Here is a 12,717-nt window from a genome sequence, read left to right on the forward strand (position 1 = left end):
CCTGCCAGGCCGTAGAGCCCTCATCTGGAGAACCCCACATGTCCACCGTTCACTCCCCGCGACATCCGGACGCGCTCGACATGCTCGAAGCCGATCATCGCGCGCTCGAACAGCTGTTCGACGCCTTCGACCGCGCCGGCGCCGCCGCGCCGGAACACAAGCAATCGCTGGTGCAGCGCACGTGCGAACTGCTGACGATCCATGCGATCGTCGAAGAAGAACTGCTCTATCCGATGGCTCAGGATGCGCTCGCCGCACAAGGGAACATCGACGTCGACGAAGCGTATGTCGAACATTTTCTGATGACTTCGCTGATCGATCGTCTGGCGTCGCTCACGGCCGGCGAAGACGGCTTCGACGCCACCTTCAGGATGTTGAAGGAACATGCGGGGCGTCACGTCGCGGAAGAAGAAACGATGCTCTTTCCCGAACTTCGTCGCGCGCAACTCGATCTCGTCACGCTCGGCGCCCGGATGGACGCGCGGCGGAACGCGCTGCGGGGGCGTATCGACGAGACGGCCATGACGGCGCTGCCGCACTAGACCATTCACGTTCTCGAATTGCGGCGCAAGACCCGGAGTGCGTGACGCGCGCGTGGCGAGCAGAATCACGCTTTTCGGAGATCCAGCATGAACTTGTCTGTTTCAACGGCGCCGGCGGTCAGCGAGCGCATCGACGCGCTCGACTGGGCCAGCCTTGAAGCACAACTCGATGCCTTCGGCTCTGCGACCGCGCCAGGACTGCTTTCGCCCGCAGAGTGCGAGGCGCTGGCCGGGCTTTACGATCGGGAAGGCGGCTTTCGGAGCCGCGTCGTGATGGAGCGGCATGGTTTCGGGCGCGGCGAATACAAGTACTTCGCGTATCCGCTGCCTGATGTGATCGGCGAGATGCGCCGTGCCGTCTATCCGCATCTCGTGCCGGTGGCGAACGGGTGGAACGAAATCATGGGCATCGACACGCGCTATCCACGCGAACACGATGCGTTCATCGACCGCTGCCATCGCGCAGGGCAGACGCGTCCCACGCCGCTGCTGCTGCGCTACGTGCCGGGCGATTTCAACTGCCTGCATCAGGACCTGTACGGCGAGCACGTCTTTCCGATCCAGATGGCCATCTTGCTGTCAGCGCCGCAACGCGATTTCACCGGCGGCGAGTTCGTGATGACGGAACAGCGGCCGCGCATGCAATCACGCGCGGAAGTGGTGCCGCTCAGTCAGGGCGATGCGGTGCTGTTCGCCGTGCATCATCGGCCGGTGCAGGGGACGCGCGGGCCGTATCGGGTGAACCTCCGGCATGGCGTGAGCCGCCTGCGTTCGGGACGGCGGCATATGCTGGGGGTGATTTTTCACGACGCGAGTTGAGCGGGCTTCGTCGGCCCTTTCGCGTTCCGCTCGGCACGAACGAAGCCGATTGTCTGAAAAGCAACCGTCAGTCCGCCAACCGTTCGCCATTGCTCGAAAATAGCCTGAAATTCGTGGACCAATTTCAGGTAAAAATCGCTGGATGCACACAAGAAACACGATCCCGCCCGCCTTCCCGAACGACGGAGAAATGGTCGAAGTTCTCGACAAGGTCGCGGATCTGCGGGCTGCGGCAGCGCATTTATCGGCCGGTGCCGGGCCGGCACCGCGCGCCGTTCTGGCGCCGCTGCTCCGCGCGATGAACTCGTACTACACGAACAAGATCGAAGGACAGCAAACCTACCCAGCCGATCTCGAAGCGGCAATCGAACAGAATTTCTCAAAAGAGCACGAGACGCACCGGCGGCAGCAGCTCGCCATCGCTCACATGCGGCTCGAAACCGAACTGGAGCCGCTTGCGCGCCAGTTGTCATGGGCCGAGCAGTTCGGCCGCGACTGGATTGGCGGTATCCATCAAAAGCTCTACGAGCAACTGCCGGAAGAGTCGCGTGTCATTCTCGACGCAAAAGGGCAAGCGCGCGGCGCGCTGGTCCCCGGAGCGCTGCGCGATATCGACGTGATCGTAGGCGGGCATCTCGCGCCTCCCGTTGCCCTGCTGCCCGATCTGCTTCGTCACTTCGCTTTTCGTTATGGCGTCGAGCAGTATTCCGTCAGCAGGAAATTGGTCGCTGCCGGCGCGTCACTGCATCGCCTGTCCTGGATCTATCCTTTTGCTGACGGCAACGGACGGGTCAGTCGATTGCAGAACCACTTGCTGCTCGTGCATCTGGGCTTGACTGACGGTCTATGGTCGCCCATGCGAGGCCTGGCCCGGCGACAGGAAGACTACTACGCAGCGCTCGGCGCGGCCGATCAGCGGCGTCGCAACGACACCGATGGCCGAGGCAACCTGAGTTCCAGCGGCCTGACGGAGTTTTTGACTTTCTGGCTCGATGTCTGCACCGATCAGGTCACGTTCATGGCCAGCCAACTCGATTTCGCGACGCTGGAGCATCGCTTCAACAGTCTGGCCTTGCAGGTCACGCATGATTTCGGCCGCAACATGTCCCACTCGCGCGCTGCCATTCAACCCGAGCAACTAGGGCGCGCGCTTTACCGTCTGTTCCAGATTGGAAGGCTCGATCGTGGGGAATTCAAGGCCCTGCTCGGCGCGGCGGACCGCACTGCATCGCGGGCGATTGCGCAACTGCTCGCCCTGCGGCTGGTGAAAACCACCAGCCGGGTCGGTTCCATCGAACCCGCGCTGCCGTTTTTCAGCCTGCGCTTCCTGTTCCCAGGGCTTTGGCCGGAGAGTGAGAGCGTCCCTCTACCGCGTGTTCCTACGGTCGAAGCACGCAGGCCCGATTGACCATTGCGGTCACATCAAGCTGAGTCAGAACCCAGGCCCGTCCTACTCATTCTCCTCGAAGTAGTGCCCGAACCGCGCCTGCTTCGTCTTGATATAGCGCTCGTTTTCCTCACGCATCGGAATTGCCAGCGCGACGCGTTCGCACACGGGAATGTCATGCTTGAGCAGCGTGTCGAACTTCGACGGGTTGTTGCTCATCAGGCGCACGGACTTCACTTTCATCGCCCGCAGGATGGCCGCGGCGGAGTCGTATTCGCGGGCGTCGTCCGGGAGACCGAGGTGCAGGTTCGCATCGACGGTGTCGAGTCCCTGTTCCTGCAGCGCATACGCGCGAATCTTGTTGGCCAGTCCGATGCCACGGCCCTCATGCCCACGCAGATACAACAGGATGCCGCGGCTTTCGGCGGCGATGTAGCGCAGCGCGAGATCCAGCTGCTCGCCGCAATCGCACCGATACGAGCCGAACACATCGCCGGTCACGCATTCGGAATGCAGACGCGTCAGCACCGAATCGCCATTGCTCACGTCGCCCATGACAAAGGCGATGTGCTCCACGTTCGTATGTTTCACGCGATACACATACGAACCGAAGGTGCCGTAGCGGGTGGGAATGGTGGCGGTGGCGACGAGTTCGACATCCGCGCACGCGTCGCACTCGCCAAAACGGGGTTGGGGATCCTTCACGTCCTGCGAGGGAGAAGCGGTTTTCATAGTCAATCAGCAAGTCCACGGCGCCCGGTCAGGCCAGACAGTACGCGCCGACCGAGGGTTGCCATGGTAAAGCCCATCAGGAAAGTTTGCTGATTGTCTCATGAGGTGCACCGTCTCCCGCACTAATGCGTACGAACGTTCCGACGCACGAAACACCCTTCACGCCCACGCGGCCTCAGGCGGGCGCGTCGAACGTGCCGGGACTCGCGTCGGTGGCGCGCCATTCGGGCTTGCGCACCGGATCCGCCTGCTGGAGCCCGGCCCGCACGCCGGCGGCGTCGAGATCGGCCGTATAGACGGGCGTGGCCGGCTGCTGGCGCCAGGAATCGTCGATCGTTCCGGCATCCACCGCGTCGAAACCCATCTCCTCCACCAATTGCATGACGAGCGTCTTCGCCTGAGGGTCGTCGCCCGCGACCGGCAGCGCGATGCGCCCCGCTTCGCCCGCCGGCTTGCCGCGATTGCGCAGATGCTCCGCGTAGATGTTGTTGAACGCCTTTACCACCGGCCGGCCGATCTGCTGCTCGACCCAGCGGCTCTCCGGCAGCCCTTGTTCGATTCCGTCGATACGCCCGTCACGCTGGCGCGGATAGTAATTGCCGGTATCGATGACCACGACACCCGCCGGCACGCCCGCGAACAGGTCCTTCGGCAGATTCGGCACCTTGGCCTCGGGAATCGTCACCACGATGACTTCCGCACCCGCTACCGTGTCACGCGCCTCGGCCGCCGTCGCGCCGGTCTCGCGCGCCACGTCGGCAAGCGATGCCGGTCCGCGCGAGTTCGCGATGCGCACGTCGTGCCCCTTCTCGCTCCAGCGCAACGCCAGCACCGCCCCGATATTCCCCGCTCCGATGATGCCGATTTTCATGACGCCTCCTTGAATATTGACAATGTAAAAAGCTGCTAAAAAGGAACCGCGAACGATGCGCGCAATCAGAATGCCGTGTGCGGGAAAACATCCAATATCGACCCGATAGGCTCGCCCTATCCCGACAATAAAATCAATCCACTTCGCAGCAACGATAGCTTTACTGTATAGTTCACTTACTTCTTCAACACCACTCCAAAAGGAAACTGGTAATGCCCATCATCAACAGCCAAGTCAAGCCGTTCAAAGCAACCGCCTACCACAACGGCGATTTCGTGACCGTCACCGATGAAGACCTGAAGGGCAAGTGGTCGGTGTTCGTCTTCTATCCGGCGGACTTCACGTTCGTGTGCCCGACCGAACTGGGCGACCTGGCAGACCGCTACGAAGAGTTCAAGAAGCTCGGCGTGGAAATCTACTCGGTGTCGACCGACACGCATTTCACCCACAAGGCATGGCACGACACGTCGGACACGATCAAGAAGATCGAGTACCCGATGATCGCCGATCCGACGCTGGCCATCTCGCGCGCGTTCGACGTGCTGATCGAGGAAGAAGGCCTGGCGCTGCGCGGCACGTTCGTGATCAACCCGGAAGGCGAGATCAAGCTGTGCGAAGTGCACGACAACGGTATCGGCCGCGACGCTGGCGAACTGCTCCGCAAGGTTCAGGCTGCCCAGTACATCGCCAAGAACCCGGGTCAAGTGTGCCCCGCCAAGTGGACGCCGGGCGCTGAAACGCTGACCCCGTCGCTCGACCTGATCGGCAAGATCTAAGACCCGCGCCTCCAGCGAGTCGAATGGGACGCACCGCGCGCAAGCGGCGCGTCCAGCAACACCCCAACGCTTACGCTGCGGCGCTGAGAACTTCAGCGCCGTATCGAAGCACGCCTGTACCAGTCACGGAACGGACCTCGCCATGCTCGACGCCAATCTCAAGAATCAGTTGAAAGCCTATTTGGAAAAGGTCACCCGGCCGATCGAACTCGTCGCCTTCCTCGACGACGGCGACAAGTCGCGCGAGCTGAAAGGCCTGCTCGACGACATCGCCTCGCTGTCCTCGCGGATCAGCGTCGTCCAGAAAGATGATGCGGGCGCACGCCGGCCGTCGTTCACGATCGGCGAGCCGGGCAAGCCCGCGGGCATCCAGTTCGCCGGCATCCCGATGGGCCACGAATTCACGTCGCTCGTGCTGGCGCTGCTGCAGACCGGCGGCCACCCGATGAAGCTCGACGACTCGACCGTCGAACAGATCCGCAATCTCGACGGCGACTTCGCCTTCGAAACGTATTTCTCGCTGACGTGCCAGAACTGCCCGGAAGTCGTGCAGGCGCTGAACATGATGGCGCTCATCAATCCGCGCATCAAGCACGTGGCCATCGACGGCGCGCTGTTCCAGAAGGAAGTGGAAGACCGCCAGGTCATGGCCGTGCCGACGATGTTCCTCAACGGCACCAGCTTCGGATCAGGCCGCAGCGGCGTGAAGGAAATCCTCGCGAAGCTCGACACGGAAGCGCCCGCTCGCGCCGCGAAGGAAATGGAAAACAAGCCGGTGTTCGACGTGCTGATCGTCGGCGGCGGCCCGGCCGGCGCGGCAGCCGCGATCTACGCGGCGCGCAAGGGCATTGCGACGGGCGTCGTCGCGGAACGCTTCGGCGGCCAGACACTGGACACGATGGCCATCGAGAACTTCATCTCGGTGCAGGAAACGGAAGGACCGAAGTTCGCGACCGCGCTCGAACAGCACGTCAAGAGCCATGAAGTCGACGTGATGGACGTGCAGCGCGCCGACAAGCTCGTGCCGGGCCGCATCAACGAGATTCATCTCGCGAGCGGCGCGGTGCTGAAGGCGAAGACCGTGATTCTCTCGACCGGCGCGCGCTGGCGCGAAATCAACGTGCCGGGCGAGCGCGAGTATCGCGGCCGCGGCGTGGCCTACTGCCCGCACTGCGACGGCCCGCTCTTCAAGGGCAAGCGCGTGGCGGTGATCGGCGGCGGCAACTCGGGCGTGGAAGCGGCCATCGACCTCGCGGGTCTGGTCGCGGCGGTGACGCTGATCGAGTTCGGCACCGAGCTGCGCGCCGACGCCGTGTTGCAGAAGAAGCTGCGCAGCCTGTCGAACGTGACCATCGTGACGAACGCGCAGACCACGGAGATTTTCGGCGACGGCAAGAAGGTCAACGCGCTGGCCTACACAGACCGCGCGTCGGGCGACAGCCATCGCGTGGAACTGGAAGGCGTGTTCGTGCAGATCGGCCTGGTGCCGAACACCGAGTGGCTGAAGGGCACGGTGGAGCTGTCGAAGCACGGCGAGATCGTCGTCGATGCGAAGGGCGCGACCTCGCTGCCGGGCGTGTTCGCCGCCGGCGACGTCACCACGGTGCCGTACAAGCAGATCGTGATCGCGGTCGGGGAAGGCGCGAAGGCATCGCTCTCCGCGTTCGACCATCTGATCCGCTCGTCGGTGGACGATGAAGCCGTGGTCGAAGAAGCCGTGACGGCTTGATGCTCGCAGCCCGCGTGCCTCGCATGCGGGCTGGTGTCACGAATTGTCACGAAGACCGGAAGCGAACGGGGCAACCCGTTCGCTTTTTTTGTTCATGAGGCAGCGCCGTTGGCAGGCTTCGGTTCCAGCACCAGCGGAAACGTCACCTCGAACACGCTGCCGCGACCCTTCGCCGAGTCGAAACGCAACTCGCCATCGAGCGCCCGCGACAGTTCCTTGACGATCGCCAGGCCGAGTCCCGCGCCGGGGATGTCGTCATCGGCGGCGCGCTCGAACTCCTCGAACACGCGCTCCTGATCGTCCGGGCCAATGCCGACGCCCGTGTCCGCGACCAGCAGTTTCCAGCGCTCGCCCGGCACGGCGGACATGGAAAACACGATCTCCCCCGCCGACGTGTATTTGATCGCGTTCGACAGCAGATTCAGCGCCACCTGCTTCACCTTCAGTCGGTTCGACGTCACCGCGCCGAGTTCGGCATCGAGCTGGCCGATGAGCTTGAGCCCCTTCGCCTCGGTGGACACGCGGCAGGACTGCATGAGTTCGTCGAACAGGCCGACGGGATCGAACGACTCCACGGTCAGCAGCGAATCGTCGCCGAGAACCTTCGAGTATTCGACCATTTCGTCGACGAGCGTCGCCATGTCGGCGACCTGGCGGTTCGCGAGCCCGAGCGCCGTATCGCGCTTGGCCGGCGAACGCGAGGCCAGCTGCAGCGCGGTGGAGAACACATTCAGAAAATTGCGCAGGTCGTGGGCAACGCGGCGCGTCACCTGCATGCGCGTTTCATACAGTTCGCTGATGAGCTTCTGCCGGAGCGTCAGCTCGTAGTTGGCGCGTTCGAGCATGCCGGTGTATTCGTCGAGCTTGCGGTCGCGTTCGCCCACCGCCTCGCGGATCGATGCCAGCGTGACGAAGCTCACCACTTCGTCGGTCATCAGGCGCGCATGCTCTTCGTCGGCGCGGGAGAAATCGTCGTGGGTGCTCGCATACTCGCCGATCGCAAGCAGCAGCACCTGCCTGAACAGATCCAGCTCGCGCACCAATTCATCGACACGATAGCCCTGCTGCCAGCGCCATTGTCCATGCTGGCGCGCATTGCGTTCGATGGCGCCTTCCTGGTCGCGCATGTTGCGCGACTCCAGCACGATGCAGATTTCGTTGAAAATGTCCGGCAGGTGATCCGCGAGTTGCCGGTACGTGAGCTGGTCGGAGTGTTCGACTTCCTGATCGCCGAACACGAGCTTCATCCATTGCTCGGTAAGCGTCTGCTGCTGTGCGCGCAGCGCGGCCACGAGGCCGTTCGAGCTGCCGACTGACGTGTCGCTCATCTGCCGATTTCCGTTTTGAGGGCGCCGCATGAAGCCGCGCAAGGTGGCCTTGATTTACAGTCGAAAGCACTGCGCCGGTGCGGCTTGCCTGTCATCGCCCGCCGCCCGCGAACGCCACGCCAGTATAGGACGATGCCTGTTCGCGAAGGGGTAATTCCGAGCGACAAATGGGCTTCACGATGAACGTATCGGTAAGCTGTACGTGCGCCACGTCAGCAAGCTCTTCAAGAGCGCCGCCTGGCGGGGAACCAAAGCACGCGTACGGATATGTATCCTTTCGGATATCGCCATCTTTCGACCCACATGAAGGGAGCCTGACATGACGACGCCATCGGCGGACTGGCAAGCCGCGCAATACTCCGTGTTCGAGGAACAGCGCACGCGCCCCGTGCGCGACCTGCTCAGCGCCACGCATGCCGCGACGGCGTGCACGGCCGTGGACCTCGGCTGCGGCCCGGGCAACTCGACGCAGACGCTGCTCGACTTCGCGCCCGATGCGCACATCACCGCCATCGACAACTCCGCCGACATGATCGCCGCCGCGCGCAAGCGCCTGCCGCAGATTGCGTTCGAGCTTGCCGACATCGGCGCATGGCGCACCGACAGCCTGTATGACCTGATTCTCGCGAACGCCTCGCTGCAATGGCTGCCCGATCACGCGACGCTGTTTCCGTCGCTCGCGGCCAGGCTCGCGCCGGGCGGACGGCTCGCGGTGCAGATGCCCGACAATCTCGACGAACCCGCGCACCAGGCGATGCGCGCAGCCGCCGCCGACGGCCCCTGGCGCGGCAAGCTCGAAGGCGTCAAGCGCACGGCGCGGCACGGCGCCGAGTGGTACTACACGCGGCTCAAGCCGCAGTGCGCGCAGGTCGACGTGTGGCGCACCACGTATCACCATCCGCTCGAAGGCGGCATTGAAGGCATCGTGGAATGGTTCAAGGGCAGCGCGCTGCGGCCGTTCCTCGCGAAGCTCGATGCAGACGAAGGCGAAGCCTTCCTCGACCGTTATCGCAAAGGCCTGCGCGCCGCCTACACGGTGCAGGACGACGGCACGGTGCTGTTGCCCTTTCCGCGGCTGTTCATCGTCGCGACGCGCTGAGAGCGCTGGACTTCACTGCACGCGGCTCTGTTCCCGCAGCATCTGCGCGAACTGCCGCGCCGCCGGCGACAGCGCCCCGCCCTTGCGTGTCACGATGCCGAACGTCTGCGACTTCGACTTCATCCGCACCGGCAGGATGCGCAGCATGCCGTGGCGCTCGAACTCGCGGGCCACGCTCGCAGGCAGGATCGACACCAGTTCGGCGCTCTGCTTGAGCAGGCTGACGGTCAGCAACGGCGAGGCGGTGGAGATGGGATTGACCGGCATCGGCAGGCCGGCGAGGTCCAGTTCGCGTTCGAGCAGCGCGCTCATCGGCATGTAGGTGGGATAGGTCACCCAGCGGTAGTGCGCGAGATCGGCGAAGCCCACTTCGCGCGCGCCGGTGCGCTCGTGCCCCTGTCCGACGACGATGCACAACGGTTCGTCCATCAGCGGCTGATAGTGATACTTCGACGGCTGATCGGACACGCTGGAGCGGCCGATGACGAGATCGACACGGCCGTCGTCGAGCATCGGCAGCATGCGGGCGCTAGTGTCCTCGAGCACTTCGATGGCGAGATCCGGATGTTTCGCATGCATTTCGTTGACGATCGGCGCGACCACGCCCGGCACCGCGCCCATGATGGTGCCGACCGTCAGCCGTCCGCCCGTCCCTGCGCGGATCTGCGCGAATTCATGACAGAGCGAATTCAGGTCGGCGGCCAGCACGCGCGCGTAGCGCACCACGCAGCGGCCAAAGGGATTCGGAATCAGCCCGGTCTTGGCGCGCTCGAACAGCGGCGCTTCCAGCATCGATTCGAGCTCGGCCAGCGCCTTGCTGGCGGCGGACTGCGTCATGGCCATCGCGCTCGACGCCTTGTGCAGCGATTTATGGTCGTCCAGCGCGATCAGCAATTGCAGCTGCTTCATCCGCAGCCGCGACATCAGCACGTCCAGTGTGTTCTTCATGCTCTGGCGCCCCGCGCGACGCGTCCGGCGCGCCCGGGGTGATTCCTGAAAGCGATCATGCGATGGAAAGGTTTCACTATACAGCCCGGCGTCGGACGCCGTATAGTCGGCGCAGGGAGCGGTCATCGTACAACTGGCGCCAAACGGCACCAACAGGCGCCAACAGGCACCAGCGGACCGCCATGAATCCATTCAAGCAAGGACGAGACATCATGCAACTCACAGGCAACCTGCTCATCGGCCAGGAATCGCGCTTCGGCTCGAACGGCTCCATCAAGGCCGTCAACGCCTCGACCGGCGCGGCCATCGAACCGGCTTTCGGCGGCGCCACGGCCGACGACCTCGAACGCGCATGCGCGCTCGCGTGGACCGCGTTCGACCAGTACCGCGAGACTTCGCCCGAAGCCCGCGCCACCTTCCTCGAAACCATCGCGCAGAACATCCTCGACATCGGCGACGACCTGATCGAGCGCTGCATGATGGAAAGCGGCCTGCCGCGCGCGCGTATCGAAGGCGAGCGCGGCCGCACCGTCGGTCAGCTGCGCATGTTCGCGGGCGTAGTACGCAACGGCGATTTCCTCGGCGTGCGCATCGACCCGGCCCAGCCGGAACGCAAGCCGCTGCCGCGCGTCGACCTGCGTCTGCGTCACATCGGCGTGGGCCCGGTCGCCGTGTTCGGCGCGAGCAACTTCCCGCTCGCGTTCTCGGTCGCCGGCGGCGACACCGCATCCGCGCTGGCCGCCGGCTGCCCGGTCATCGTCAAGGCGCACTCGGCGCATCCGGGCACGTCGGAACTCGTCGGCCGCGCGCTGCAAAAGGCCGTGAAGGATTGCGGCATGCCCGAAGGCACGTTCTCGCTGCTGTTCGACAGCGGCCGCGACATCGGCCAGGGTCTCGTCAAGGACAACCGCATCAAGGCGGCGGGCTTCACGGGCTCGCGCGGCGGCGGCACGGCGCTGATGAAGCTCGCCGCAGCCCGCACCGAACCGATTCCCGTCTATGCCGAAATGAGCAGCATCAACCCGGTCCTGCTGTTCCCGAGCGCGCTGAAGAACCGCGCGGAAGGCATCGCCAAGGCCTTCGTGGGTTCGCTCGTGATGGGCGCAGGCCAGTTCTGTACGAATCCGGGTCTGGTGCTCGCCATCGACGGTCCGGAACTCGACGCGTTCATCGCCGCCGCCGCTACGGCGCTCAAGGAAACGGCTGCGCAAACCATGCTGACGCCGGGCATCTGCAAGGCCTATCAGGGCGCCGTGACGCGCGCCGCCGAGCACGCGGGCGTGACGACCGCCGCGCGCGGCGTCGAGCAGAAGGGCGAGAACCAGGGCCAGTCGGCGCTGTTCGTCACTACCGCCGATGAATTCCGCAAGAGCCATGAACTGCAGGAAGAGATTTTCGGGGCGTCGTCGCTGGTGGTGCGCTGCCCGGATCTCGCCGCGATGCGCGAGCTGATCGAGTCGCTGGAAGGCCAGCTGACCGCGGCGCTGCATATCGATGAAGCCGATCACGCCGACGCACGCACTTTCCTGCCCGCGCTCGAACGCCGCACCGGCCGCATCCTGGTGAACGGTTTCGGCACGGGCGTGGAAGTCGGTCACGCGATGGTGCACGGCGGCCCGTATCCGTCGACGGCGGATGGCCGTTCGACCTCGGTCGGCAGCCTCGCGATCAACCGCTTCCTGCGTCCGGTCAGCTATCAGGACCTGCCTGACGCGCTGCTGCCCGACGCCCTCAAGACGGAGAACCCGCTCGGCCTGAACCGCCGTATCGACGGTACGCTGCAACTGGCGAAGTAAAGACTTTCAAAGCTGCGGCACGGGCCGCTGCGCAGCACGCGCGCAGCGGCCCGTGTTGCTTTTGGGCAGCGCATGCAGCAATAACGATCGCCTTCCGGACAATGCTTCGGAACCCTGAGAAAGCGGTTTATCGCCGGAATCGCAAGGGTCTCGGACGATGCGTCGGCGAGATGCAACAAGACGTTTCAGATGTCGCCAGCCATGACACGCGCGATTTGCTTTGCCATCAGTGGTTTATCCTTCAGTCACGCCCCCTTGTCGGCAAACGGCTAAGGAATGGCGGCTCAAAACCGCCGGGCCGATCCCAAAATGTCAGAAACATAGTGAGCGAGAGAGCGAGACGTATCGCGCGATGCCTGCTCCGGCGCCGCCCATCCGTAGCGATCCGACGCTTTCACATCCATATCCGGGCCATGTGCCGGACACCGCGTGACGTGTCCGGTCACGATACGAGGCGGCGCGATGGCCAATTGGCCGTCCTGCCGCGTGAGTCATTCATGATTCGACGGCCCGAGATAGGTGCGAAAGGCAATTGACGTCCGAAAGCGGTTGAACCATATTCGGGCTGACGTTTCCGGTCGCGGTATGCCACGCGAGGAAACCGTACGAAGGATTGCTGCCGCGGGACTCCGTCCCGATGTTGAGATGCCGCTTGAGCGCGCATCCGGCGGCCACGCGAACAGGCAACCT

The 12,717-nt window shown here is 64.1% G+C and carries 11 protein-coding genes; 7 read left to right on the top strand and 4 right to left on the bottom strand.

What is annotated here, in order from left to right; genetic code table 11:
* The first annotated feature begins 38 nt into the window (after positions 1 to 38).
* From QCE83_RS32350 to QCE83_RS32360, 3 genes are all read left to right on the top strand, one after another.
* A complete protein-coding gene (locus tag QCE83_RS32350; RefSeq protein ID WP_309820614.1) occupies positions 39 to 542 on the top strand; it encodes a hemerythrin domain-containing protein in 504 nt (167 codons plus the stop codon).
* Between the two features lie 87 nt (positions 543 to 629).
* Complete coding sequence (locus tag QCE83_RS32355) at positions 630 to 1,361, top strand: 2OG-Fe(II) oxygenase (protein ID WP_309820615.1); 732 nt, start codon at positions 630 to 632, stop codon at positions 1,359 to 1,361.
* Positions 1,362 to 1,551: 190 nt separating this feature from the next.
* Positions 1,552 to 2,769 (top strand): Fic family protein, encoded by a 1,218-nt coding sequence (locus tag QCE83_RS32360; protein ID WP_309820616.1) that lies wholly within the window; start codon positions 1,552 to 1,554, stop codon positions 2,767 to 2,769.
* Between the two features lie 42 nt (positions 2,770 to 2,811).
* Here the strand turns inward: QCE83_RS32360 and ribA are convergent, their stop codons facing one another.
* Both ribA and QCE83_RS32370 read right to left on the bottom strand, forming a co-directional pair.
* Positions 2,812 to 3,480, bottom strand: coding sequence for a GTP cyclohydrolase II (ribA, locus tag QCE83_RS32365; RefSeq protein ID WP_309820618.1), 669 nt, complete (start codon positions 3,478 to 3,480; stop codon positions 2,812 to 2,814).
* Positions 3,481 to 3,655: 175 nt separating this feature from the next.
* Positions 3,656 to 4,507 (bottom strand): NADPH-dependent F420 reductase, encoded by an 852-nt coding sequence (locus QCE83_RS32370; RefSeq protein WP_404986170.1) that lies wholly within the window; start codon positions 4,505 to 4,507, stop codon positions 3,656 to 3,658.
* Positions 4,508 to 4,563: 56 nt separating this feature from the next.
* On the opposite strand from QCE83_RS32370, the gene ahpC reads away from it, so the two are divergent.
* Together ahpC and ahpF are read left to right on the top strand one after the other, a co-directional pair.
* Entirely contained in the window at positions 4,564 to 5,127 is a 564-nt protein-coding gene (ahpC, locus tag QCE83_RS32375) for an alkyl hydroperoxide reductase subunit C (RefSeq protein WP_309820620.1), read from the top strand.
* Positions 5,128 to 5,269: 142 nt separating this feature from the next.
* Positions 5,270 to 6,856, top strand: coding sequence for an alkyl hydroperoxide reductase subunit F (ahpF, locus tag QCE83_RS32380; protein ID WP_309820621.1), 1,587 nt, complete (start codon positions 5,270 to 5,272; stop codon positions 6,854 to 6,856).
* Positions 6,857 to 6,948: 92 nt separating this feature from the next.
* Here ahpF and QCE83_RS32385 read toward each other — a convergent pair whose 3' ends face one another.
* Positions 6,949 to 8,184: a HAMP domain-containing sensor histidine kinase gene (locus QCE83_RS32385; RefSeq protein WP_309820623.1), complete on the bottom strand. Its 1,236-nt coding sequence runs from the start codon at positions 8,182 to 8,184 to the stop codon at positions 6,949 to 6,951.
* Between the two features lie 319 nt (positions 8,185 to 8,503).
* On the opposite strand from QCE83_RS32385, the gene tam reads away from it, so the two are divergent.
* Complete coding sequence (gene tam, locus QCE83_RS32390; RefSeq protein ID WP_309820626.1) at positions 8,504 to 9,283, top strand: trans-aconitate 2-methyltransferase; 780 nt, start codon at positions 8,504 to 8,506, stop codon at positions 9,281 to 9,283.
* Positions 9,284 to 9,295: 12 nt separating this feature from the next.
* Here tam and QCE83_RS32395 read toward each other — a convergent pair whose 3' ends face one another.
* Positions 9,296 to 10,231: a LysR family transcriptional regulator gene (locus QCE83_RS32395; RefSeq protein WP_309820628.1), complete on the bottom strand. Its 936-nt coding sequence runs from the start codon at positions 10,229 to 10,231 to the stop codon at positions 9,296 to 9,298.
* Between the two features lie 212 nt (positions 10,232 to 10,443).
* On the opposite strand from QCE83_RS32395, the gene QCE83_RS32400 reads away from it, so the two are divergent.
* Positions 10,444 to 12,027: an aldehyde dehydrogenase (NADP(+)) gene (locus QCE83_RS32400; RefSeq protein ID WP_309820630.1), complete on the top strand. Its 1,584-nt coding sequence runs from the start codon at positions 10,444 to 10,446 to the stop codon at positions 12,025 to 12,027.
* The last annotated feature ends 690 nt before the right edge of the window (positions 12,028 to 12,717 follow it).

Source organism: Caballeronia sp. LZ034LL, assembly GCF_031451215.1.
In the GTDB taxonomy this organism is placed as follows: domain Bacteria; phylum Pseudomonadota; class Gammaproteobacteria; order Burkholderiales; family Burkholderiaceae; genus Caballeronia.